24 protein-coding genes and 1 riboswitch are annotated in these 22,867 nt (G+C 52.9%); of the genes, 14 read left to right on the top strand and 10 right to left on the bottom strand.

What is annotated here, in order from left to right:
- Nucleotides 1-9 precede the first annotated feature (9 nt).
- A complete protein-coding gene (locus G549_RS0102065; RefSeq protein ID WP_027833636.1) occupies nucleotides 10-606 on the top strand; it encodes a GNAT family N-acetyltransferase in 597 nt (198 codons plus the stop codon).
- A gap of 80 nt (nucleotides 607-686) precedes the next feature.
- Nucleotides 687-3,812 (top strand): EAL domain-containing protein, encoded by a 3,126-nt coding sequence (locus G549_RS18615; RefSeq protein WP_084633902.1) that lies wholly within the window; start codon nucleotides 687-689, stop codon nucleotides 3,810-3,812.
- Here G549_RS18615 and G549_RS0102055 read toward each other — a convergent pair.
- Nucleotides 3,809-4,393 carry a YqgE/AlgH family protein gene (locus tag G549_RS0102055; RefSeq protein WP_246778325.1) on the bottom strand — a complete coding sequence of 195 codons (585 nt, stop codon included), beginning with the start codon at nucleotides 4,391-4,393 and terminating at the stop codon, nucleotides 3,809-3,811. The two genes, G549_RS18615 and G549_RS0102055, sit on opposite strands and share 4 nt — an antisense overlap.
- A gap of 151 nt (nucleotides 4,394-4,544) precedes the next feature.
- On the opposite strand from G549_RS0102055, the gene G549_RS21110 reads away from it, so the two are divergent.
- From G549_RS21110 to G549_RS0102015, 8 genes are all read left to right on the top strand, one after another.
- The gene (locus G549_RS21110; protein ID WP_084633900.1) at nucleotides 4,545-5,384 is read left to right on the top strand and encodes a protein-disulfide reductase DsbD domain-containing protein; all 840 of its coding nucleotides are present in this window, start codon (nucleotides 4,545-4,547) and stop codon (nucleotides 5,382-5,384) included.
- A gap of 46 nt (nucleotides 5,385-5,430) precedes the next feature.
- Nucleotides 5,431-5,928 (top strand): peroxiredoxin, encoded by a 498-nt coding sequence (locus G549_RS0102045; protein ID WP_027833634.1) that lies wholly within the window; start codon nucleotides 5,431-5,433, stop codon nucleotides 5,926-5,928.
- 61 nt (nucleotides 5,929-5,989) lie between these two features.
- Complete coding sequence (locus G549_RS0102040; protein WP_156905450.1) at nucleotides 5,990-6,586, top strand: hypothetical protein; 597 nt, start codon at nucleotides 5,990-5,992, stop codon at nucleotides 6,584-6,586.
- Nucleotides 6,587-6,628: 42 nt separating this feature from the next.
- A riboswitch (glycine riboswitch) is annotated at nucleotides 6,629-6,721 on the top strand.
- 156 nt (nucleotides 6,722-6,877) lie between these two features.
- A complete protein-coding gene (gcvT, locus tag G549_RS0102035) occupies nucleotides 6,878-8,017 on the top strand; it encodes a glycine cleavage system aminomethyltransferase GcvT (RefSeq protein ID WP_027833632.1) in 1,140 nt (379 codons plus the stop codon).
- A 15-nt stretch (nucleotides 8,018-8,032) separates the two neighbouring features.
- Complete coding sequence (gcvH, locus tag G549_RS0102030; RefSeq protein WP_027833631.1) at nucleotides 8,033-8,401, top strand: glycine cleavage system protein GcvH; 369 nt, start codon at nucleotides 8,033-8,035, stop codon at nucleotides 8,399-8,401.
- A 12-nt stretch (nucleotides 8,402-8,413) separates the two neighbouring features.
- A complete protein-coding gene (gene gcvPA, locus G549_RS0102025; RefSeq protein ID WP_027833630.1) occupies nucleotides 8,414-9,754 on the top strand; it encodes an aminomethyl-transferring glycine dehydrogenase subunit GcvPA in 1,341 nt (446 codons plus the stop codon).
- Nucleotides 9,754-11,304, top strand: a complete 1,551-nt coding sequence (gene gcvPB / locus G549_RS0102020; RefSeq protein ID WP_027833629.1) for an aminomethyl-transferring glycine dehydrogenase subunit GcvPB — start codon at nucleotides 9,754-9,756, stop codon at nucleotides 11,302-11,304. The genes gcvPA and gcvPB overlap by 1 nt, the downstream gene beginning before the upstream one ends.
- A 168-nt stretch (nucleotides 11,305-11,472) precedes the next feature.
- On the top strand, nucleotides 11,473-11,922 hold the full coding sequence (locus G549_RS0102015) for a GNAT family N-acetyltransferase (RefSeq protein WP_027833628.1): 450 nt from the start codon (nucleotides 11,473-11,475) through the stop codon (nucleotides 11,920-11,922).
- A 168-nt stretch (nucleotides 11,923-12,090) separates the two neighbouring features.
- Here the strand turns inward: G549_RS0102015 and G549_RS0102010 are convergent, their stop codons facing one another.
- Complete coding sequence (locus G549_RS0102010) at nucleotides 12,091-12,471, bottom strand: VOC family protein (RefSeq protein WP_036220822.1); 381 nt, start codon at nucleotides 12,469-12,471, stop codon at nucleotides 12,091-12,093.
- 126 nt (nucleotides 12,472-12,597) lie between these two features.
- On the opposite strand from G549_RS0102010, the gene G549_RS18605 reads away from it, so the two are divergent.
- Nucleotides 12,598-12,969, top strand: a complete 372-nt coding sequence (locus G549_RS18605) for a potassium channel family protein (protein ID WP_051213190.1) — start codon at nucleotides 12,598-12,600, stop codon at nucleotides 12,967-12,969.
- Nucleotides 12,970-13,095: 126 nt separating this feature from the next.
- Here G549_RS18605 and G549_RS0102000 read toward each other — a convergent pair whose 3' ends face one another.
- The 5 genes from G549_RS0102000 to G549_RS18595 form a co-directional block, all read right to left on the bottom strand.
- The gene (locus tag G549_RS0102000) at nucleotides 13,096-13,578 is read right to left on the bottom strand and encodes a F0F1 ATP synthase subunit B family protein (protein WP_027833626.1); all 483 of its coding nucleotides are present in this window, start codon (nucleotides 13,576-13,578) and stop codon (nucleotides 13,096-13,098) included.
- A gap of 4 nt (nucleotides 13,579-13,582) precedes the next feature.
- Nucleotides 13,583-14,110: a F0F1 ATP synthase subunit B gene (locus G549_RS18600; protein ID WP_051213187.1), complete on the bottom strand. Its 528-nt coding sequence runs from the start codon at nucleotides 14,108-14,110 to the stop codon at nucleotides 13,583-13,585.
- A 135-nt stretch (nucleotides 14,111-14,245) separates the two neighbouring features.
- Nucleotides 14,246-14,473 carry a F0F1 ATP synthase subunit C gene (locus G549_RS0101990; protein ID WP_027833625.1) on the bottom strand — a complete coding sequence of 76 codons (228 nt, stop codon included), beginning with the start codon at nucleotides 14,471-14,473 and terminating at the stop codon, nucleotides 14,246-14,248.
- A 69-nt stretch (nucleotides 14,474-14,542) separates the two neighbouring features.
- Nucleotides 14,543-15,310, bottom strand: coding sequence for a F0F1 ATP synthase subunit A (locus tag G549_RS0101985; RefSeq protein ID WP_027833624.1), 768 nt, complete (start codon nucleotides 15,308-15,310; stop codon nucleotides 14,543-14,545).
- Nucleotides 15,311-15,327: 17 nt separating this feature from the next.
- Nucleotides 15,328-15,732 (bottom strand): AtpZ/AtpI family protein, encoded by a 405-nt coding sequence (locus G549_RS18595; RefSeq protein WP_051213184.1) that lies wholly within the window; start codon nucleotides 15,730-15,732, stop codon nucleotides 15,328-15,330.
- A 307-nt stretch (nucleotides 15,733-16,039) separates the two neighbouring features.
- Here G549_RS18595 and G549_RS0101975 point away from each other — a divergent pair, with 307 nt between their 5' ends.
- Nucleotides 16,040-16,651 (top strand): TetR/AcrR family transcriptional regulator, encoded by a 612-nt coding sequence (locus G549_RS0101975; protein ID WP_027833623.1) that lies wholly within the window; start codon nucleotides 16,040-16,042, stop codon nucleotides 16,649-16,651.
- A gap of 125 nt (nucleotides 16,652-16,776) precedes the next feature.
- On the top strand, nucleotides 16,777-17,334 hold the full coding sequence (locus G549_RS18590; RefSeq protein WP_036220820.1) for an EF-hand domain-containing protein: 558 nt from the start codon (nucleotides 16,777-16,779) through the stop codon (nucleotides 17,332-17,334).
- 91 nt (nucleotides 17,335-17,425) lie between these two features.
- Here G549_RS18590 and smc read toward each other — a convergent pair whose 3' ends face one another.
- Entirely contained in the window at nucleotides 17,426-20,887 is a 3,462-nt protein-coding gene (gene smc, locus G549_RS0101965) for a chromosome segregation protein SMC (RefSeq protein ID WP_027833622.1), read from the bottom strand.
- A gap of 30 nt (nucleotides 20,888-20,917) precedes the next feature.
- Complete coding sequence (locus G549_RS0101960; RefSeq protein WP_162889279.1) at nucleotides 20,918-21,616, bottom strand: thioredoxin domain-containing protein; 699 nt, start codon at nucleotides 21,614-21,616, stop codon at nucleotides 20,918-20,920.
- A gap of 136 nt (nucleotides 21,617-21,752) precedes the next feature.
- Here G549_RS0101960 and G549_RS0101955 point away from each other — a divergent pair, with 136 nt between their 5' ends.
- Nucleotides 21,753-22,148, top strand: a complete 396-nt coding sequence (locus G549_RS0101955; protein WP_169449592.1) for a hypothetical protein — start codon at nucleotides 21,753-21,755, stop codon at nucleotides 22,146-22,148.
- Here the strand turns inward: G549_RS0101955 and G549_RS0101950 are convergent.
- Nucleotides 22,132-22,791 carry a DUF4386 family protein gene (locus tag G549_RS0101950; RefSeq protein ID WP_084633885.1) on the bottom strand — a complete coding sequence of 220 codons (660 nt, stop codon included), beginning with the start codon at nucleotides 22,789-22,791 and terminating at the stop codon, nucleotides 22,132-22,134. The genes G549_RS0101955 and G549_RS0101950 overlap by 17 nt on opposite strands.
- Between the last annotated feature and the right edge of the window lie 76 nt (nucleotides 22,792-22,867).

Genomic DNA, 22,867 nt, shown 5'->3' with positions numbered 1-22,867 from the left:
AGTGAAGGGGTGATCGGGCGACTTTTCTCGTTAAACAACTTCACCCCGTTAGAATCCGAGCGGTTAAGCCTGCGCTTGCCCACATTAGAGGACTATCCACAGTGGGTTGAGGTGCGGGCGGCCAGCCAATCCTTTCTAAAACCCTATGAACCGACATGGGGCGAAACAGAATTGGCCCGTTTCTCTTTTCGTCACCGCGTCAAAAAAGCGCGGGCCGATGCGGCAGCGGACAAGGCTTACGCTTTTCTCATTTTTGAAAAAGGTGAGAATCCTCAATTGGTTGGCGGATTAAACCTATCCAATATTCGCCGCCGCGTTGCCCAAGCGGGCACATTGGGCTATTGGGTTAGTGTGGATCAAATCAATAAAGGCATCATGACAGAGGCGGTTGCCAGAGTTTTGCCATTTATTTTTGATGAATTGCGGCTTCACCGCGCTGAAGCGGCATGTCTGGTTGATAATCATCGCTCAATGCGGGTGCTGGAGAAAAACGGATTTGCCCGCGAAGGCCAAGCTGAAGGCTATTTAAAGATCGATGGCAAATGGCAAGACCATGTTCTATTTGGGCTCACCAAAGAACGTTATCAAACACGTCTAACCACTTGAGATCTGAAGATAACCACGACATATAAGTTGATGTAACGGCTTTTTCGGGCTACGAAAAACCGTTGGGAGTAAATATGGGAATGTTCCGCGCGCTGCGTACGGCTGTAATTGTTTTGGCGCACCTTTGCCTATTGCTATGGGTCGGGGCGGCCTCAGCGTTGGAAGTGGTTACGATTCCAGAAAAGATCGGCGCCGTTGATCTCAGTGAAGCCGTTGAAGTGCGCGAAGGCCAAGATGGCCGGGTACAGTTGTCGACGGCCCCGGACGTGAACGGCATCATTCGCCGCATCGAAGTGCAGGCCACGGATACAAGCGCCAACCCCAATTGGGCATTGATTGCCATTCACAATCCGTTGGATGTTCAAGTTGAGCGCCTATTGGTGGCGCCCTTTTTCCAAATGCCAGGCTCCGGCGTGTTCCGCACCGATTTGGGCGGAAAACGCATTAACGTCATCACCGCCAGTCAAGGGTTTCGCCCCAACCGCGTGCCAGACCAAGAGGCAGATGCATTCTCCATCACGGTCGATCCGGGCGCGACGGTTACTTATGTCATTGAACTTGAAGATGAAACACTACCCGAATTGGTGATGTGGGAACCATCTTCCTATCGCGACTACATCAACGCCTTTACGCTATTCCGCGGCACAGTCTTGGGTGTGTCAGGTCTTTTGGCAGTGTTTTTATCCATCATGTTTGTGGTGAAGGGGCGCGGGGTCTTTCCCGCAGCGGCAGCGCTGGCATGGGCTGTTATGTTCTATTTGCTGGTCGATTTCGGCATCTTGGCCAAGCTTATCGATATTCGCCCCACCCAGCTGCAAACCTATCGCGCTGCGGCTGAGGCGGCGCTGGCCACAACCTTATTTGGCTTCTTGTTCATCTATCTCAACCTCCACCGATGGCACATTCGCTTCATCCATTTGGCATTGGCGCTGATGCTGGTGATGTTGGCATTGATCATTCTGGCGTTTTTCCAACCCATATTGGCGGTGGGCACTGCCCGCGCGGTGCTGGCTTTGCTCGGCGTGTTTGGCATTGTCGTGGTCGGTTTCCTCGCGGTGCGGGGATACGACCGCGCGGTGCTTATTGTGCCCACCTGGATCATTTTCGTCGGTTGGCTCATCTTTTCCTACATGGTGGTTTCCGGCGAGATCACCAATGATATTGCCCAATCCGCAGTGGCGGGCGGGCTCGTATTGATTGTGATGTTGCTGGGCTTCACCGCGATCCAACACGCCTTTACCGACGGCCAGGTGTCTGTCGGGGCTCTGTCCGAAGTTGAGCGCCGGGCGCTTGCCCTCACAGGCAGTGGCGACTTTGTGTTCGATTGGAATATCGAGCGCGATCGTGTGGTGGTGTCGGACGGTTTAGCCTTGCGCCTTGGTGAAGAACCAAGTGCATTGCGCGGCGATATCAAACTTTGGCTCGAGCGCTTGCACCCCGAAGACCGAGATCGGTTCCGCACAGCATTGGATACTCTGGTCGAATTGCGTCGCGGCAAAGTCGCCTCAGATTTTCGCATCATCAGCCAAGATGGCAGCTACCGAAATTTCCGTTTGCGCGTAAAACCTGTTTTGGGCGGCAGTGATGAAGTGTCGCGCTGTGTGGGGACGTTGCAAGACGTAACTGACGAACGCGTGGCAAGAGATCGCCTGCTGCATGATGCTGTGCATGACAGTTTGACCGGCTTACCCAACATCGAACTATATTTGGATCGCCTCGACCGGGCCCTGACACGCTCACGCGAATCGCGCGCCATCAAACCCGCAGTCTTTTTGATTGATCTTGATGGCTTCATGAACCTTGATGAACGTATTGGCCATGTTGCCGCTGATTCAGTGTTGCTGGCCATCGCGCGTCGTCTTTCGCGGCTTATGCGGCCCTTGGACACATTGGCGCGGGTAAATGGCGATCAGTTCGCCGTGATATTGGTCACAGAGGACAGTGCCGCCAGCATTGCGCATTTCGCTGAGCAACTGCGCAAGGCGATTAAAGACCCCATCAAGTTTGGTGAAAGCGAACTGTCAATTTCTGCCTCCATGGGCATCACAATTTACGACAATAAGCCGATCACCGCGCCACAGGTGCTGCGTAATGCTGAACTGGCCATGCTGCACGCCAAACGGGATGGCGGCGACCGTATTGAAGCCTATCGCACGACAACCAATGATGAGGGATTGCCGACCAATCCATTAGACGTTGATTTGAAAAAGGCGATCGATAATCGCGAGTTGAAGATCCTGTTCCAACCGATCTTTGATCTGCGAGATGGTCGTTTGGCCGGGGCAGAGGCCCTGATGCGGTGGAACCATCCGCAGCGCGGGGCTATCAGTCCAGAGGAATTTATCCCATTGGCTGAACGCACGGGGCTGATTGAAAAATTGGGTCGCGTGGCGATTGAGCAATCATCGGCGCAGCTCAAAAACTGGCTATCTGGTGGTGAGGTTGAAAAAGGATTTTTCTTGTCGATCAACTTGTCCGCGCAGCAATTGGCGTCGGAGACAATGTTGAATGACATGCGTTCGCTCGTGTCTAAAAATCCTGAGGTGGCACGCCGCTTCTTGCTGGAAGTGACGGAAAGTCAAATCATGACAAGCCCTGAGCACTCTGCATACATTTTGGACTCTCTGAAAAGTCTTGGCTTCCGGCTGGCGTTGGACGATTTCGGTGTTGGGCATTCATCATTGTCCTATCTGCACCGCTTCCCATTTGATTTTATCAAAATTCCATCGACCTTTGTGCAGATGTCGGAACGCCACGGCATCGCTCAAACGCAAATGCCGATCATGAAGGCGGTTGTGTCTTTGGCCGAGGATCTGGATTTGCAAGTGATCGCTGAGGGTGCGGAAAGCGACGATGAAGTCGCGCGCATCCAAGGGTTGGGTTGTCGCTATGCGCAGGGCTTTGCGTTTTCAAAAGCTGTGTCAGGCGAAGAGTTTGTGCAATTGCTGAGCAAGGATGCGAAGAACCGCAAACAAGCCCAGCGCGATGCCGAACAAAGAGCTCGCAAGATCCAAAAAGAACAGCAAGCGAAGGAAATGGCTGAGCAAAGGGCGAAAGAGGCTGAAAAGCGCAAGCAGCAAGCCGCTTTAGAACGCCAGCAAAGCAAAAAGCGCGCAATTGCTGAAAAAGCTGGCAAGAAGGCGCAGCCCGCGCCGCAAAAGCCAGCACCGCAAAAAACGACCAATAAAGACAAGGACGTCAGTTAAGCACTGCCTGAAGTCGGAGATAGGTAGGCGAGTTCGATGCCCGCGTCTTTGAGCGCTTTTTGGTAACGCTGTTCCACAGGCGTGGTGAAGATTAACTCGTCGCTGGCGGATGTTACCATCCAGCCATCGCGCACAAGTTCGCTTTCCAATTGACCAGGCTCCCAGCCACAATAGCCCAAGGCAAGCAGGGCCTTTTCAGGGCCGTCACCCTCGGCGATAGACCGCAAAATATCCAGCGTGGTCGACAAACACATATTGTCTGCCACATTCATGGAATTATCGACAGTTTGATAGTCTGGTGTGTGCAGCACAAATCCGCGCCCCGTTTCCACAGGGCCACCCACGACGATCGGTTGTTGATAGGGGTCGGCATGGCCTTCTTCAATTTGGTCGCTCACTTTGATGTCAAACTGTGCCATCAAATCGGCAAATTGAATGTCCGGCATGCGCTTATTGACGACAAGACCCATTGCGCCTTCTTCTTCGCTATGCGCACACATATAGATCACGGTGTCTTTAAACCGTTCGTCTTCCATATCTGGCATGGCCACCAACAGCTGGCCTTTAAGCGAAAAAGTCAAAACGCTCACCTTTTAGGTTGGTTTATTTGAGTCTCGCCCCATCCATATAAATAAAGGCTTAACAGGTAAACGCGCGAAATCAAACATCGTTCACAAACCTCTGATCATGATTGTCTTTCCTGTGCCATAAATCTGCGATAAAACGCGTCTTATGAAATCAGCTTTATTACGTGCTTTGATCCTTTCCGCGATCATGGCTCCAACATCAGTACTGGCAGAGACTGGCCCTTGGGTCGACGTTGCACCCGGCGCAAAGATCCGGCTGCTAACGTCCGATTATGTCGATCCCAATGGAAAGATGTTGGCGGGGTTAGAGTTTCAATTGCGCGACGGCATGAAAACCTATTGGCGTATCCCCGGCGAAAGCGGAATTCCGCTAACGGCCAACTGGTCCAACAGTCAGAATATTGATCAGGTGAATTTCCTGTGGCCGATGCCCAAGCGCACGATCAGTTTGGGCTATTTTGACTATGTCTACGATCAGGATTTTGTGCTGCCCTTCGAAGTGGAAATCTCAGCAGAATCCGACAAAAATGTCGCGCTATTAAATGGCGATCTTTTAATGGGCATTTGCGGTGAAATCTGTGTGCCGGTGACCTACAACATCGCGCAAAGCCTGCCGCTCGATCAAAAGGATATATCTGTATCCTTCACTTTAGAGGCAGCAAAAGCCTATGTGCCGATCAACGATGATCGCGCTAATGCCCCTTTTAACGCTGTCTATTTCGACCAAAGCGAAAACAAGATTTGGGTCAAACCCTCATCCGATGCAGAAGAAAATCAGACATTAATTCTTGATTTACCAAACCAAAACCTCCTGTTTGATGTGCCTCAAAATCGCCCCGGTTCGTCGCTACTCAGCTTTGAACCACTGAAGGAAGTTTCCTTGGTCGATCATGTTGGAATGTCAGCACGGTTGACCTATAGTGGCCGCGAGGGTGCCTTTGAAAAACAGGTGCCCATTTTATTGTTTGATGCTCTGGATCAATAAAATCCAGCTGCATTGATTAATCGGTTTAGGCAACGAGGGGTTATATATGGCTTTGGACGTCGGCAGCAAAGTGCCATCAACAAAGGTTAAACTTGTAAATGCAGAGGGCGTAAAAGATATTGATTTTGCGGATCTTGTTGCACAAGGGACATCAGTTATCTTTGCCGTGCCTGGCGCGTTTACCTCAACCTGCCACCTCAACCATATGCCGGGCTATATTGGCCATTCAGCAGATTTTAAAGACGCAGGTGTTGATCGCATTCTGTGTTTGTCGGTCAATGATCATTATGTGATGCAGCATTGGGGTGAGCAAACAGGCGCCCTTGGATTTGTCGATTTGATTGCGGATGGCAATGCCGATTTGGCAAAAGCGCTCAAATTGGATAAAGACTTTTCAGCAGCGGGCTTCGGCACGCGATATGTTCGCTCTAGCCTTTTGGTTAAAGATGGCGTAATTTCTCATGTGGAGATTGAAACAGTGCCGGGCGAAGTTGTCGTTTCGGGCGCACCGCACATGTTGGAAGTGGCGAAAAAAAATCAGTAGTGCGCTCAAAAGCGGGCAATTGGGGTTAATCGGGGGGCCTTCGGGTCAAAAAGTGAGAAGCATGTCAGTACGCGTATTTACCAAGAGATTTTTAAGCCGTTCACGCTTGGCTGGAGCATCAGCCATTGCAGGTGCGCTATTGTTGTCAGGCTGCGTTGGGTCATTTACCGGCGGCGGCTCTGAAAGCAAATATATCAACAAATCCGCAAGCGAGACTGAGATTGCCAGCTCTGCGCCGTCAGCGCTGCCCATTATCGCCAGCGAATGCCCCGAGATCAAAATCCGTCCCGGTGGTGAAAGTTTTGCGCTTTATTCAAGCGGCCGCAGCGGTGACCCAAAGGGGCTGCGCTACCAAGCGGTGATCGACAAGCAGTCACGTAATTGCATTGTATCAAACGGTTTGATCACGGTGAAAATGGGTGTTGTTGGTCGGTTGTTGGCTGGTCCTCAAGCAGGATCAGGCGCCGTAAATGTGCCATTGCGCTTCGCAGTTGAACGCGACGAAATGGCCGTGTTCTCAGAAAAATACGATATCCCCATTACAATTACACCACCAAACCAGGGCGAAGAATTCGTCAAGGTTGTGGAAAACGTGGCCATTCCTTATGTGGGTGGCGAGCAAATCACCATTTGGGTTGGCTTTGATCCAAAAGGCTGAGTGAATAAATGTTGACCTAGCAGATTTTGCTGCTAGGTTGACCACTGCAATGCGGGAGAGATTGAGCCAAAGAGCTCAACGCCGAAGGAGCAACCGCCCCGGAAACTCTCAGGCAACAGGGACCGCATGCATAAATAACTCTGGAAAGCGGATTGCTTTTGCAATCACACCGAAGGGGGTAGCCGGAACGTCAGTTCCGGGAAATCTCTCAGGTTTACCCGACAGGGGGGGCGCCAGGCGACACAATTTGTCGCGTTGCTGGCACTTGTCGGATAAACAAATGAGGGAATAATGGCAGGGGCGGAATCTCAGGATCTTTTGCAAACACCATTGCACGACACCCATATTGCATGGGGCGGTCGCATGGTTGGTTTTGCAGGCTATGCAATGCCGGTTCAATATAAAGGCATTGTGGACGAGCACAATCACACAAGAAATCAAGCATCGCTTTTTGATGTGTCGCACATGGGCCAAGTCGCTGTTAAAGGCGCGGACCATGATACAACGGCACGCGCGCTCGAAAGTCTGATGCCGGGCGACCTGGTGGGGCTGAAACCAGGCGAAATGCGCTACACGCTTTTGCTCAACGATAATGGCGGCATTGAAGACGATTTGATCGTTACCCGCCCAAGCGAAGCGGGAACAGATGGCACATTGCTTATCGTGTTCAACGCGGGCCGCAAGGACCACGACGTGTCCATTCTGCGCGAAAAGCTTGGCGACAAACTCGAGATCGAAACCTACTTTGACAGCAAAGCCCTGTTGGCGCTGCAAGGTCCAAAAGCGAAAGACGTGTTGTCACGCTATTGCGATCTGCCGCAAAAGCTCAGCTTTATGAACGCCGCTGCCGCCACCATTGACGGCATTGACGTTTATGTGTCTCGCGCAGGTTACACGGGCGAAGACGGCTTTGAGCTCTCTGTTGCCAACGAAAATGCGGCGAAACTGGCTGAATCGCTGGTCAGCAATGATGAAGTTGAACCTGCTGGCCTTGGCGCACGCGACAGTCTGCGTCTTGAAGCAGGGCTTTGCCTTTATGGCCACGATATGGACGATCAACGCGATCCAATCAGCGCAGGTCTTATCTTTGCCATCGGCAAAGGCCGTCGTGTGGAAGGCGGTTTCCCCGGTGCATCAAAAATTCAAAAGCTGATTGCTGATGGCGTTGCTGAAAAGCGCGTGGGCATTTTGTTTGAAGGCCGCATGCCTGTGCGTGAAGGCGCAGACATTGTGGACGAGAACGGCACGCCCATCGGCAAAGTCACATCTGGCACATTTGGCCCGACCATTGGGTCGCCGGTGGCGTTTGCCTATGTGCCTGCTGAAAAAGCGAAGATCGGCACCGAATTGACCGCCATTGTGCGCGGCAAACCAGCCAAAGGCACGGTGACCAAACTTCCATTTACACCTGCAAATTATGTGCGTCTTTAATCCAAGGGGGAAGAAATGAGCGACACAAAATATACCGAAGATCACGAATATATCCGCGTTGAGGGCAACCAAGGCACCGTGGGCATCACCGATTATGCACAGGGCCAATTGGGCGACGTGGTGTTTGTGGACGTACCAGAAGTCGGCGCAAAATTCTCTAAAGGCGACGAAGTTGCCGTTGTTGAATCAGTGAAAGCCGCCTCTGAAATCTATGCGCCAGTTTCCGGCACCGTTGTGGCTGTGAATGAATCTTTGGCAGACGAGCCAGGCTTGGTGAACTCTGATCCAGTTGTAAATGGCTGGTTTTTCAAAATCGAAATTGATGATGCTGGCGAGCTGGAAGGCTTGCTCGACGAAAACGCCTACAAGGCGCACATCGACTAAACGAGGACAAATATGCGCTATCTTCCAAATAGTGATCAAGACAGACAGGTCATGCGCGATGCCATTGGCATCAAAAGCGATGACGAGCTGTTTGTACGCGTACCGAAAAAGGTTTTTGACACAGCCAAGCCTGACTTGCCTGATCATCAGCCAGAATTTGCCGTAGAGGCGCATATTCGCCAGCTTGCGGCCAAGAACCGCGCCGGTGGAGATGGTCCATTCTTTGTTGGGGCAGGGGCGTATCGCCACCATGTGCCCGCCAGCGTGGACCATTTGATCCAGCGGTCAGAGTTTTTGACCGCCTACACCCCCTACCAGCCTGAAATTTCTCAGGGCACGCTGCAAATGCTGTTTGAATTTCAAACACAAGTGGCCAACCTGACGGGCATGGAAGTGGCCAATGCCTCGCTTTACGACGGTTCAACCGCAGCCATGGAAGCCGTGTTGATGGCCCGTCGCCTGAAAAAGCGTGATGGTGTTGTTGTGTCTGGTGGGTTGCACCCGCAATATCGCGACACCATCGCCACTTATTTGGGCAAAGACCCTGCATTCAAATGCATGCAGGCTGACCCACAAGCGCAAGAAGACATCATTGCGCAGATTGACGACAGCACCGCATGCGTTGTGGTTCAGTCCCCAGACTTTTATGGCAATTTGCGCGATTTGCGCCCGATTGCTGACGCCGCCCATGAAAAGGGCGCGCTGTTGATCGCCGTGTTCACCGAAGTGGTGTCCCTCGGCGCCATCGAATCTCCCGGCGCCCAAGGGGCGGACATTGTGGTTGGCGAAGGCCAGTCCATCGGCAACCCGCTTACATTTGGTGGACCCTATGTCGGCTTGATGGCCACCCATCCGAACCTTGTGCGGCAGATGCCCGGTCGCGTATGTGGCGAAACAGTTGATGCGGAAGGCGAACGCGGCTTTGTGCTGACGCTCTCCACCCGCGAGCAGCATATCCGCCGCGATAAGGCCACTTCCAACATTTGCACCAACTCAGGCCTTTGCGCCTTGGCCTTCTCCATCCACATGTCTTTGTTGGGTGAAAAGGGCATTGAGCATTTGGCACTGTTGAACCACCAGCAAGCCGTGAAAACGGCCGAGGCGGTTGGTGCTATTGATGGTGTTGAGGTGTTGAACGATCACTTCTTCAACGAATTTACCGTGAAGCTGCCAAAGGCGGCGGCGCCGATCGTTGAAGCCTTGGCTGACAAAAACGTGCTCGCAGGTGTGCCTGTGTCACGGTTGGAGCCGGGCAAGAAGGAGCTTGAAAACCTATTGGTGATCGCAGCGACTGAATTGACCAGCGATGCAGATATTGAAGCGCTTGCGAGCGCGTTGAAGGAGGTCATCTGATGTTGAACAATCAAGGCCGTCCAACAGGTGTGGACAATGTTGCCGCATCATCCGCAAACGGCGCAGCTTTGTTGCCTTCCGAGCCATTGATCTTTGAAATTGGCACCAAAGAAAAATCTGGCGTTGATTTGCCGGCGCTCGACAAAAAGGTGGGTTCAAAGCTCGGTAATTTTGCCCGCAAATCAGACATTGATTTGCCCGCACTGACCGAGCCGCAGGCCATGCGCCATTATGTGCGCATTTCCCGGTTGAACTATTCAATCGATGCGGGCTTCTACCCGCTTGGCTCGTGCACCATGAAGCACAATCCGCGCCTCAATGAGAAAATGGCACGTTTGCCCGGCATTGCGGATATTCACCCATTGCAGCCCCAATCCACCGTGCAAGGCGCGATTGAATTGATGGAGCAATTGGCGCATTGGTTGATGGAATTGACCGGCACCAAAGCCGTTTCCATGACGCCAAAAGCTGGTGCCCACGGCGAAATGTGCGGCATGATGGCCATCAAAGCGGCCCACGAAGCCAACGGCCAAGGCCACCGCAATATCGTGTTGGTGCCTGAAAGCGCCCACGGCACAAACCCAGCCACAGCGGCATTCTTGGGCTACAAAGTGAAGCCCATCAAAGCCCGCGAAGATGGTACGGTTGACGTGCAGGCTGTTAAAGATGCGTTGGATGAAAATGTGGCGGGCATTATGCTCACCAACCCCAACACTTGTGGCCTGTTCGAACCCGACGTGATCGAAATCGCGGATGCAGTGCACGAAGCTGGTGCTTACTTCTACTGTGATGGCGCGAACTTCAACGCCATTATGGGTGTCATCCGTCCGGGTGATTTGGGCATCGATGCGATGCACATCAACCTGCACAAAACCTTCTCCACCCCCCACGGTGGTGGTGGTCCAGGTGCTGGCCCGGTTGTTTTGTCTGATGCGTTGGCCCCTTATGCGCCATTGCCTTACGCAAAGCGCGAAGGCGACAAGCTCACCTTGGTGGAAAACAAAGGCGAAGGCAGCGATCATCTTGGTCGTTTGTCCGCATTCCATGGGCAAATGGGCATGTATGTTCGTGCCTTGACCTATATGGCCTCTCACGGTTTGGACGGTCTTGGCCGTGCGGCGCGTGATGCGGTGTTGAACGCCAACTACCTCAAGGCGAAATTGTCAGACCTGTACAATGCGCCTTATGGCGATCAGCCTTGCATGCACGAAGTGCTGTTCGATGATAGCACCTTGAAAGGCACAGGCGTTTCAACGCTCGATTTGGCCAAAGCCATGATCGATGAGGGTTATCACCCCATGACCATGTATTTCCCATTGGTGGTGCACGGCGCCATGTTGATCGAACCAACAGAAAGCGAAAGCCTTCACACGCTTGATCAGTTTATCGGCACCATGCGCGAGCTGATGGAAGACGCAAAGGCCGGCAATGTGGAGCGTTTCACCAACGCCCCCATGAAAGCGCCGCTTCGTCGCTTGGATGAAACCCGCGCTGCCCGTTCCCCAATCCTTAAATGGGAAAAGCCAGAGCAGCGAAAAGCGGCTGAATAAATCAAACCGTCCCGCGTGTCATCGCGGGGCGGTTTTTTCATCTCCTAAGCGAGGTGAACCGAAACAAAAGCGGTAAAACAATAACAAATAAATACCGCTTCATTAGGCGGTGGGCGCTGCAGAGCCCGCCGCCTTTTTATTGCTTTATTAGCGCCCCATCCTAACCAAATGATTATTCGACCTGCCCGCATTGAAGAAATTGGTGAGCTAAGCGACCTTTGTCTGCGTTCAAAAGCACATTGGCCTTATGATGCCGCGTTCATTGAAGCGTGTCGGGACGAGTTGACGATTACAGAACATGACTTGGTGCACCACACCGTCAGGGTGGCAGAAGATGCTGGCGTGCCCATCGGCGTGATCCGACTTGATCGAACAGATGACGGTTTTGATCTCGAGATGTTGTTCGTTGAACCAAAGTACGTTGGCAAGGGCGTGGGTCGCCAATTGCTTGATTGGGGCATCGATCACGCCCGTGCGTTCGGCGCCAAAAGGATGACAACGGTGGCCGATCCCCATGCCGAGCCTTTTTACGCGCATATGGGGTTTAAAAAGACGGGCGTAGTGCCTTCTGATTCAATACCCGGCCGAACATTGCCCTTCATGATCTTGACGCTCTAGCGCAGCCTTCCGGGCCAAACCCAGCCTGCATTTAGGGTAGATGCGCTCTGCATCAAATGGATCTGTCAGTGCACGGGCAACAATTTGGATCACCTGCGATGAAAAACGCCCCCGAACGAGAGCGCTTCACATAAGCATCGAGGTCCATATTAATGGTGGGATACGCCACTATTCAGCTTGTGGCAGACAAAGTTGCCAGCTCACACCAAACTGGTCACACACCCACCCATATCGCTTCGCGAAATCATATTCGCCGAGCTTCATCATCACTTGCCCGCCTTTAGACAAACGTTCATAGGCGAGGTCCAAACTAACGGGATCGTCGAAGAACACAAACAGGGAAAAGGATGGTGTAAAGTCAAACGGTTGATCGATGGGGCTATCAATCATCAGGAGTTGGTTCTCGCCAAACATCAAATTGGCTGATTCAATGGTGCCGTCTTCGCGCTCACGCTTATCGGTTACCTTTGCAGCAGGCATGGCACTTGTGTAGTGCTCAAGCGCGTCCGCCGCGTTGCCCTTAAACATCAACATGGGGTGTAACTTCATAAAAAATCCTCGACTTAAATATAGTTGCATAGTGCCTAAATTTACCGCCAAGTTCAATAAGCCACTGTCGCACTTATTGTTTAGGAGGGCGGACAGTGCTAAACCTCCGAGAAATGGAGATGCTTTGTGCAAAAGATTTCAGTTTTCTGGCACGGCCTAAAAGCCGCTTTTGGTGATGAGATTGTCCGCACAATTTTGACGATGACAATTGCCATCATCCTGTTTGCCACCCTGATCTATATGTTGATTGAGGGGTGGGGGCCGATTGACGCGCTCTATTTCACCGTGATGACCATCTCTACCGTCGGGTACGGTGACATCACACCGGAAACAAATTTGGGCAAACTATTCACGGTGGTTTATGTCATTTCCGGCATGGGCATTTTTGTCGCCCTGGTGACGCGTATAGCCAATACAATGTTGCGCCAATCGGTAGATGAATTCGAAAAATTCGAGGAGGCTAAGGCGCGTAAAGCGGAGCAGGACGCCGACGACTAGACGGGCTAGCCATGAGGGCAAGGCGAGGTGGGTTTCAACTCACTAAGTGAGAAAGTCGTCCCGGCCGCGGCCCATAAAAAAAGCGGGCCGGAGCCCGCTTCCAATTTCAACATCTGAAACCATCAATTAGTTCAGATTAGAAGAAACATCCTTGATCGCTGCATCAATCAGCGCATCGCCTTTATCAGCCATTTTGTCGGCCAAAACCAGCTTTGCAGCCTCGACAGCGATGTCCGCAGAGCGGGCCCGCACGTCAGCAATCGCTTGTGATTCAGCTTGGGCGATCTTTTCTTCCACCGCTTTTGTGCGACGAGTGATCAAATCATCCAATGATTGTTGGGCTTCTTCGGTCAAGCGGTCGGCTTCAGACTTGGCAGCTTCGATAATCTCAGCAGCTTCGTCTTCAGCGGCTTTACGCTTGCGCTCATACTCAGCCAACAAAGACTGTGCTTCTTCGCGCAGGCGTTTCGCTTCTTCCAGCTCATCCGCAATTTTCTTAGACTTATCATCCAAGGCTGCAGTCACCTTTTTGGGCACGCCCAAATAGGTGACCAGACCCAAAAAGACAACAAGACCGACAAACGCCCAAAGGGTTGCATCTAATTCCATCTTGTTATCCCTTCACCACTTTCGCGACTGCATCTTTCGTGGCTTTTTGCGCTGTGCGGCCAACAATGTTGGTCACAATCGCTAAAGCTGTGTCTGATGCAATTTCCTCAACGTGGCCCATAGCGGCCTCTTTGGTTTCGCGAATATCGTTTTCCGCAGCGGCCATTTTCTTTGCCAAATCCGCTTCAACTTTGGCGCGCTTCTTTTCGAGATCAGCACGGATTGAATCCCGTGTTTCCTCGGCAATGTTGTGCGCCTTTTGTTTTGCGTCGGCTAATTCCGCTTCATAAGACTTGATGGCTTGGTCTGTCTTTTGCTTTAGCCGCTCAGCTTCAGCCAAATCCCCTTCAATGCGATCACGACGCACTTCAAGAATTTCGCCAATGCGGGGCAGGGCGACCTTGCTCATCAAGATATAAAGCGCAGCAAAGGTTAGGGCCAACCACAAGAGCTGTGATCCAAAAGTGCTTGGATCAAACGGTGGGAAAACACCTGTCGCTGCCTCGTGTGCGCTATTTGTACTGCTTGCCATTTGAATACCTGGTTTTTACCGTCGCCTTTATCAGGCAACCAACAGTGCATTTAGTGTGCCAAAATCTGGCGAAAATGCAATGAAAGGCAGCCCATTTTAAATGTGGGCTGCCTTAAAACTTCTAACGCGCGTTGATTAAACGGCGAACAAAAGCAAAAGGGCAACCAAGAATGAGAAGATGCCCAAAGCTTCAGTCACGGCAAAACCAAAGATCAGGTTACCGAATTGAGCTTGTGCTGCTGATGGGTTGCGCAACGCACCTGACAAGAAGTTGCCAAAGATGTTGCCCACGCCCATTGCTGCGCCTGCCATGCCAACACATGCGATACCGGCACCGATGAATTTTGCTGCTTCCGCTTCCATTTTAGACTCCTTTAAAAGCTGGACCTTATTGCGACAATTGCCGCATTGTTAGTTGAAAACTGTTATTTGTTAATGGCTTGGGTGAATTGCATCATTCAGATACATAGAAGTTAGAACCGCGAACACATAGGCCTGCAGCGCAGACACCAAGAATTCAAGCGCGGTAAGCGCAACGGTCATAGCGAATGGCAAGGTGGCACCCAAAACACCAACCGCACCAAGCGAAGAGAGGCTGACAATAAAGCCGGCGAACACTTTCAAAGTGATGTGACCCGCGAGCATATTGGCAAACAAACGAACTGAAAGGCTGATCGGACGAGAGAGGAACGAAACGATCTCAATCGGAATAACGATCGGCAACACGTAACCAGGAACGCCCGCTGGCACGAAAAGCTTCAAGAAGCCTAGGCCGTTGCGCATAAAGCCGTAAATGATCACAACGCTGATCACCAGCATGGCGAGAGCGAAGGTCACAATAATGTGGCTGGTTACGGTGAAGAAGTAAGGCACCATGCCGAACAAGTTGGCCACCAGAACAAACATGAACAGCGAGAACACGAATGGGAAGAATTTCATCCCTTCAGTGCCTGCCGACGATCGCACCATATTGGCCACAAACTCGTAGAGCATTTCAGATAAAAGCTGCAACCGCCCTGGAACAAGGCCACGGCCGCGTGTCGACAGGATCAAAAATGCAGAGATCGAAACAACAGTAATCACCATGAAAAGGGCAGAGTTGGTGAACGCGATTTCAAAACCGCCTGTTTCGCCTTCGCCTGCACCACCAATGGTGAAAATGTCAGTGATCTTAAACTGTTTAATTGGATCGTTTGCCACGCTCCAGCCCCTTATCGCTATTTTCCGTCAGCATCGTCTCGATGCGCTTTCGGTCCCAAATCCATGTCCGGTGTTATGATCGCTTCGGCGTTCATCCGCGCGGCAGCCCGCACAACATTGAGAACACCAGCAACAAAGCCCACCAACACCATCACCAATAAGAACCAAGGCGTTGTGCCCATCGCCATATCGGCAAAATATCCAATAAAGCCCCCAACAAGGATCGCGGCGATAAACTCGGTGCCCAACCGCGACGCTTTCGCGTGTCCACTCAGGTGCTCTTTCGGTTTGGTCTGATATTCGCCGTAGCCACCCTTTTGGCGCGCCGCACGAATGCGGGCATCAAGGTCGCCAGTTGGAACACCTCCAGCCAAACCTTTGGGGGCGTCTTTTCCGGCGCCATTTTTATCAGAATTGGTCATTTTCCCAACCTGCCAAAACCGGCAATTTGTACGAAAAATCGTACCCCTCAAATTCCGGGGCAACATAGGGCCTTGCCATTTTGGTGTCAAGATTGGTTATATGATGCTAAATATATGAAAATAAAAGAAAATTAGAACTGGCAGAATCTTTTTATTGCGACAAATCGGCATTGTTTTCAACTTCGCGCACTTTTTCGCCACAAATTCTAAAGGCCGGACAACTCAGATTCGCTGAACACTTGAATTTTATACATGAATGTACAATAACATAATTTGCTTTTCTTTGATAAATTGAAAGTGCGCACCTTTGGCTCGCCGTAAATCCTTTGCCCCGCATGATGCCTATGATCTTTTGCTCGACATGTTCTGGCGCGAAGGCATCGGTGCGATGAGCGTGAAGGGCATGTCAGACCATCTTGGATTGCCAAGATCGAGTTTTTATAATGCGTTTGGTTCGCGCGAGGCGCTGCTGAAAAACCTGATCATCTATTATGAATTGCAATCTCCGCAGATGGCCTTGGTGTTGGCGTATCCACCCATCGATGTGAAATTGTTGTTCACCATGCTGTTGCAAGAAATGTGCACTCAATATGTGCACGACCTTGAGCGGAAAGGATGCTTACTCACCAACCTGTCTGTGGAATTGCGCGAAAATGAACCTGCGTTGAGGGAGCTCTTGCAACAAATCAATCAAGACCGGATTACCCGATTGGCTGAAATTTGCCGTTGGGGGGTGAATGCGAAAGACCTGCCGCGCGCAACTGATTGCGCCCGCCTCGGGCGACAGCTCTTCGCCCTGATAGAACAGCTCAATTTAATGGCGCGGAGCTTGCCGGAAATTGAGGAGCTGGAGGTGTTGGCCACGCGGCAACTTGCGCAGCTTGGACTCCTCGCGGACGGTCCTGCACCCGCACAATAGTGCTTTCAGCAGTCCCACATTCAACGCGCTCAAATGTCGGCGCCAACTTGTTTATTTTTGATTTGGAACATTTGCGCGCACTCGTCGTTGGGCCGATATACGCAGAAAGCGAAAGGAGGAAAATGATGACTAAGTTCAAAACCCTCACTAGCGCAACAGCTCTTATGTTCGCCATGGCCGCCGCGCCAACAATGGCTCAAGTGGCCCCATGGGACACAAATGGCGATGGCGTCATGAGCGCTGCAGAGTTCTCTGCCGCCTTCACTGATCGCGGCGTGTTCGAGGTTTGGGACATTGACGAAGACGGCTTGATCTCCGGTGAGGAGCTCAGCGTCGGCGTTTATGAAACCATCGATTCTGATGAGAGCGGTGAAGTAACCGCGCCTGAATATGTGGCCGACACCCAACGTGCGCCTGACTACTGGTTTGATCAAACCGTGTCTTGGGAAGCATGGGATATTGATGGTGACGGTGTCATTCTGGCCAATGAGTTTGCCGAAGGGTGGAGCGATATCGGTCTGTTGAGCACATGGGACACAAACAATGATGGTTTGTTGTCTGAAACCGAGTTCGCCACCGGCGTCTTTTATAAATATGACGAAAACAATGACGGCATCATTGAAGAGCCAGAACTCACAGATATCGGTGACGATATGGGGGACGGCGGCTTTTGGGATATCTAACGCCTAAGCCGAAACCTATAAACCGCGTAAGGGGTCGGCCTTGTGTCGGCCCTTTATTTTGTCCGAAAACATTACGTTGATTTCGTCTCTTCTATCCCACGTCTTCCAAAAAGCTTTCGGCCGTAGTCAGGTCCACCGACACGAGGTTGGAAATGCCTTTTTCCGCCATGGTCACGCCGAACAAGCGATCCATCCGCGCCATGGTGATCGGGTTGTGGGTGATGGTCACAAAGCGTGTGTCGGTTTTCTCACGCATGGAATCCAGTAAGTTGCAGAACCGCTCCACATTGGCATCATCAAGTGGCGCGTCCACTTCGTCCAACACGCAAATCGGCGCGGGGTTGGTCAAAAACACCGCAAAGATCAGCGACATCGCCGTCAGGGCCTGCTCGCCGCCGGAAAGTAATGTCATGGTTTGTGGCTTTTTCCCTGGTGGGCGGGCGATGATTTCCAAGCCAGCTTCCAGCGGATCATCGCTTTCCACAAAGGTCAGTTCCGCCGTGCCGCCGCCAAATAGTTTTGTGAAGAGCTCTGTGAAATGAGCGTTCACCTTTTCAAACGCCTCGGTCAGCCGTTGACGGCCTTCGCGGTTCAGGCTGGAGATGCCCGTGCGTAGCTTGGCAATCGCCGCGATCAAATCCTCGCGGTCTGTCACCATAATGTCGAGTTGCTCTTCGGTTTCGATCGCTTCCTGCTCCGCGCGCAAATTGACGCCGCCGAGCCGCTCACGCTCCCGCTTCAGGCGCTCCAGCTTGGCATCCACTTTTTCAATTTCCGGCAGTGGTTGCTCCGCTTTCAGTCCGGCGACTTCCGCCGTGCGGCTGGCGGGAATATCCAGCGTCTCCGAAACCATTTCCTCAATCTGCATGCGTTGACTGGCCAGCGATTTGAGCCGTTCTTCAATCCTGGCGATCTCTTCGCGCACACGGGAGAGGGCGCTTACCGCTTCGCGGGCATCCTTATCTTCGTTGCGTTGCCGCTCCAGCGCAACAGCCACCTTGTCCGCTGCGCGCTTTTGCGCATGGGCAGCATCTTCGATCTGGTCGTCCAGTTTTGCGCGCTTGTCGCTGAATTGATCCGGCGCACTGGCGAGCTGTTCAAGCTGTTCTTCAATATCACTTTGGCGTTTGGCCAAAACATCAAGGTGCGCTTGCGTATCATTTAGGCGGTTTTGCCATTTCTGTTGTTCGCCGCCGATCCGCTCCAGCCGTTGTTTGCGCATGCGCGCTGCGTTCTCAAAACCAGCCAGCCGCATCCGCGCATCATTGGCCAGGCGCCGCAACTCAGCCAATTTCGCATTGGCTGCTTCAATCTCCTGGGCGAGGGCACTTTCATCTTCAATATCATCAAGAGATTTTTGCGCGTCCGCCATCAGGCCCAGCGCTTCATCATGGCTTGATTTCAGTCGAATTTCCGCTTCTTCCAATGCGGAGCGGCGAGAGGTTAAGTCCACCAAGCCTTTATGGGCCGCATCCAGCGCCCCTTGCGCCACATTGATTTGCCGTTGGGTGTCGCGATAGGCCTGCCGCTTGGCCTGTTCTTCCTGCCGCGCTTGCTTCAGTGCTGTTGACGCTTCGTCAAACTGCGCTTCAAGGGCAGTCGCGGCCTGTTTGGCCTTGGCCAAATCCGCTTCAATATCTTGCAAACGGTTGCGCTGCGCCAACCGTTGCGCGGCGGCACTTGGCGCATCGGCGCGCGCCACAAACCCGTCCCAACGCCACAAATCACCCTCAAGGGTCACCAGCGCTTGGCCAACTTGCAATTGGTTTTGCAACAACTGGCCATCTGCAAATTCCACCAAACCAATTTGGTTCAGGCGGCGGCTAACCAGATTGCTGCCCCGCACAAAATCACTGAGGGGCGTTGCGCCCGCGGGTAAGGTCGGGTCATCGCCCTTCGCTTCGGCACCCGCCCAATAAATCGGCGCTCCCGCATCGGAAGAGGCATCCAGATCGTCGCCCAAGGCTGCGCCCAGGGCGGTTTCGTAGCCGGGCTCAACTTGCAGCGCATCCACAACTGCGGGCCACAGCGACCGATCCTGCACATTGAGCATATTGTGAATGGCGCGCGCCTCCGCGTCCAAGCGGGTCACGTCGCTCTTGGCGGCGTTGCGCGGATCGGCCAATGCGTCCAGCTTGTTCTGTGTCGTGGCAACGTTCGCTTCCGCATTGTCCGCGGCTTGCTCGGCTTGCGCCATTGCGGCCTTGGCGTCTTCCAGCTCGCGTTCGCGCAGCTGGATGGTTTTGTCTTCCTGCAGTTTGGCCACAACCTGCTGCGCTTCTTCGCGCACATCTGCCAATTGCCGCGCCAATTTTTCGGCGCGCGTGCGTGCATCGTTCAGGCTGCGTTCTGTTTGGGCTTTATGCGCCCGCAAATTGCTCAGCTTGTCGCGGGCGGTGCTCAGCCCTTGCTCAAACTCTTCAGCCGCTTGCCCGGTGCGCTCCGCTTCTTGCTGCGCGGTAGCCATGTCTTGGGTTTCGGCTTCCTCGTCGGCCAGCAAACCCTTCTGCTCGTCGATCAAACCCAACAAAAACTCTTTGGATTCCTTGATTTGCGCCTCATCGCGCTCCACGTCGGCATTGACCTGCTTGGCGCGGCCTTCAAGCTCAATGCGCCGGTTTTTCGCCCGCCGCGCATCGGCCTCTAGCTGCTCCAACGCCATCTTAAGCCGTTGCAAAGCCGCAGTCGCTTCTGCCTCTGCCTGACGCAGCGGTGTGAGCTCGGCTTCAGATTGTTCCAGCTTTTGCCGCGCGCCCATTTCAACATGTGTGGCATTGGCCAGCAGATTGACCAGCCGTTCATGCTCGGCCTGTGCTTCTTTTTCCGCCACCTTGGCGTTCACCCAGCGCAAATGGAACAGGGTCGCCTCGGCTTTGCGGATTTCTCCCGAAAGCCCGCGATAGCGCGTTGCCTGCCGCGCCTGCCGTTTCAGATTTTCAAGCTGGGTGCTCACCTGGCCGATAATGTCGTCCACACGATCGAGATTGTTTTCCGCCGCCCGCAACCGCAACTCCGCTTCATGGCGGCGCGAGTGCAAACCCGAAATCCCTGCAGCTTCCTCCAAGATGGCGCGGCGCTGCACAGGTTTTGCGGCGATCAGTTCGCCAATCTGCCCTTGGCGCACCAGCGCCGGGCTGTGCGCCCCGGTGGAGGCATCGGCAAACAAAAGCTGCACGTCGCGCGCCCGCACTTCGCGGCCATTCACGCGATAAACTGAGCCATGCTCCCGCTCAATCCGGCGGGTGACTTCCAATTCGTCATCTTTGTTGAAAATGGCCGGGGCGGTGCGGTCTTTATTGTCCAGCACCAGGCTCACTTCGGCCGAATTGCGCTGCGGTCGGTTGGACGAGCCGGAAAAGATCACGTCATCCATGCCCGAGGCGCGCATATTTTTGTAGGAGTTTTCCCCCATCACCCAGCGCAAGGCTTCCACAAGGTTGGACTTGCCGCAGCCATTGGGGCCAACAATGCCAGTTAGGCCGGGTTTGAGGTGGATTTCTGTGGGGTCGGTAAAGCTTTTAAAACCGACGAGCTTGAGACGCGAAAATTTCATCCCGCGCCTCTTTTATCGAAGTGCGAGGGTCTAAAGAAGTGGATCGATTTCTTTAGCCCAATCTTCAAGCGGAACTACCCCTTCAATCAACTTGCCGTTCACAAAGAACGATGGAGTCGCACTCAGGTTGAATTCTTCAATCGCCTGGGTCCGCAACAGTTCTAGTTCCTTAAAAAGCGCTTGGTTTGTCAAGCTGGCGTCGAAGGTTTCCTGTGTAAATCCGTTATTTAGTGCGATTTCAGCAATTGCATCGCGTGGCGTTTGAGAACTTGCCCATGTGCGCTGGTTCTCAAAGTACACTTTGAGGATCTCATAATAATCCACATTCACGCCTTCTTCCTCGCTTGCGGCGAGCATATAAACAACGGCATCAAGAATGTTGCGCACGAACGGGCGCACCACAAACCGGATTTTGCCGGTGTCGATATATTGTTCTTTAAACTGCGGATAAACAGAATTGTGGAACGTGCCACAGTGCGAGCAGGTGGGTGATGAATATTCAATCACGGTCACTTTGGCATCTTCATTGCCGATAAATCGATCTTCAAACGCCAAGGGCTTCATCAGATCGCCTGTTGGGGCGTATTCTGTTGGCGTTTCATTATCGGCTGTGTTGACTGTGCTCTTGTTTTCAGCCTGCGCATTGCCGTTATTGTTGTCGCACCCGGCCAGCAAAAAGGCACCGGCCCCAGCGCCAACCATCAGCATATGTCTGCGAGAAAGTTCCACGTTCCGCTCTCCATCAATTGTTTGATGGCAACTTACACATAATAATGATGGCAGCAAGAGGGCAGGGCATTTATGCTGCTTTTCATGCCCCTCACATTTGAGTGATGAAAAGCAGGTTTGTGGACAAATGGGACATTTGGCAAAAATTCTCGTGACATTGGGCAGCGTGGTGTCCATCGGCTTTGGCGGGTGGCACTTCTTCGTGCCGACCTTGTGGAGGTGGTACGATTATATGGACCCAGCCGCCACCGAATTGGTTGTGGCTGTGCGGGCCACCAATGTCTTCTTTTCCCTGTCGCTGGTCCTGTTCGGGCTGATCAACTTGGCCTTCGCGTGGGGCGGGCAAGCCAATCGCTTTGCGTTGATCGTTGTGCTTTCCGCAACATCTTTGCTGTGGGCCGTGCGCGTTGCCATGCAGCTGGCCTATCCGCAGGGCACCATGAACAGCGCCCTGCAATATGGCATGTTGGCCACCTTTATCGCCGTGGCCCTGTGCTATCTCACAGCGCTCGCGCTTACGCTTTTGTCCTGAGCAGATAGACGCCTGCCCAGATAAACCAGACGATAAAACCAAGCCCGAAGACCGAACCGCCAATTTCTGATGCCGCCGGGATCAGCGTGGAAAGACCCGCCGCGCCGATCACTATGCCCAAAATATTGAGTGGCTTTTGCAATTGGTTTGAAAGATAAGCCCCCAGCGAAATCACCAGCACCCAAAAGCCCCCGGCCAACTCATTGCCGCCGCCAATGCCGTTTTCCACATGCGATAGCGCCAGATAAAGGGTTGCGGCCCCGTCCGGATCGCCTGCCGCCATGCCGGTCACGGCCGCCAGCGAGATGTTCGACACCATGCCCGCGGCCAAAATCAGCCCGGCCCAGATCAAGCCATAGGCAGACCCGACCGCGGCCAAAGCTGGGGCACCGCCTTTCAGCCGGTCATAAAGTGCCACGGTCAGCACCACCATGGCAAAACTGTTCGTAATCCAGATGACAAAATTCCACACGGCGAGCAGGGTTTTGTTGTCGATCATAAATTGAACCTTGTCTGCGGCCTCGCCCTCAAAATACCCCCCCGGGGCAAACACGGCGAGCAACAGACCAAAGCCAAAAATATAAGTGCCACCGGCCACCAATCCGGCCCAACCGCCGGCTTTTTGCAAACTCACATTCATCATTTTTATCCTGCATAATTAACGTGCCTTGCACATAAGCCGCTTTCGCTACGCCGCAAATGACTTGAGAAATCATTTT

It is taken from the genome of Maritalea myrionectae DSM 19524 (assembly GCF_000423365.1).
Lineage (GTDB): Bacteria > Pseudomonadota > Alphaproteobacteria > Rhizobiales > Devosiaceae > Maritalea > Maritalea myrionectae.
This window is presented reverse-complemented; position numbering and strand designations above follow the sequence as displayed.

Coding starts and splice junctions, on each gene's coding strand:
- G549_RS18615 (WP_084633902.1), top strand. CDS start 687: ATGTTCCGCGCGCTGCGTACGGCTGTAATTGTTTTGGCGCACCTTTGC.
- G549_RS21110 (WP_084633900.1), top strand. CDS start 4,545: ATGAAATCAGCTTTATTACGTGCTTTGATCCTTTCCGCGATCATGGCT.
- G549_RS0102045 (WP_027833634.1), top strand. CDS start 5,431: ATGGCTTTGGACGTCGGCAGCAAAGTGCCATCAACAAAGGTTAAACTT.
- G549_RS0102040 (WP_156905450.1), top strand. CDS start 5,990: ATGTCAGTACGCGTATTTACCAAGAGATTTTTAAGCCGTTCACGCTTG.
- gcvT (WP_027833632.1), top strand. CDS start 6,878: ATGGCAGGGGCGGAATCTCAGGATCTTTTGCAAACACCATTGCACGAC.
- gcvH (WP_027833631.1), top strand. CDS start 8,033: ATGAGCGACACAAAATATACCGAAGATCACGAATATATCCGCGTTGAG.
- gcvPA (WP_027833630.1), top strand. CDS start 8,414: ATGCGCTATCTTCCAAATAGTGATCAAGACAGACAGGTCATGCGCGAT.
- gcvPB (WP_027833629.1), top strand. CDS start 9,754: ATGTTGAACAATCAAGGCCGTCCAACAGGTGTGGACAATGTTGCCGCA.
- G549_RS0102015 (WP_027833628.1), top strand. CDS start 11,473: ATGATTATTCGACCTGCCCGCATTGAAGAAATTGGTGAGCTAAGCGAC.
- G549_RS0102010 (WP_036220822.1), bottom strand. CDS start 12,471: ATGAAGTTACACCCCATGTTGATGTTTAAGGGCAACGCGGCGGACGCG.
- G549_RS0102000 (WP_027833626.1), bottom strand. CDS start 13,578: ATGGAATTAGATGCAACCCTTTGGGCGTTTGTCGGTCTTGTTGTCTTT.
- G549_RS18600 (WP_051213187.1), bottom strand. CDS start 14,110: ATGGCAAGCAGTACAAATAGCGCACACGAGGCAGCGACAGGTGTTTTC.
- G549_RS0101990 (WP_027833625.1), bottom strand. CDS start 14,473: ATGGAAGCGGAAGCAGCAAAATTCATCGGTGCCGGTATCGCATGTGTT.
- G549_RS18595 (WP_051213184.1), bottom strand. CDS start 15,732: ATGACCAATTCTGATAAAAATGGCGCCGGAAAAGACGCCCCCAAAGGT.
- G549_RS18590 (WP_036220820.1), top strand. CDS start 16,777: ATGACTAAGTTCAAAACCCTCACTAGCGCAACAGCTCTTATGTTCGCC.
- smc (WP_027833622.1), bottom strand. CDS start 20,887: ATGAAATTTTCGCGTCTCAAGCTCGTCGGTTTTAAAAGCTTTACCGAC.
- G549_RS0101950 (WP_084633885.1), bottom strand. CDS start 22,791: ATGATGAATGTGAGTTTGCAAAAAGCCGGCGGTTGGGCCGGATTGGTG.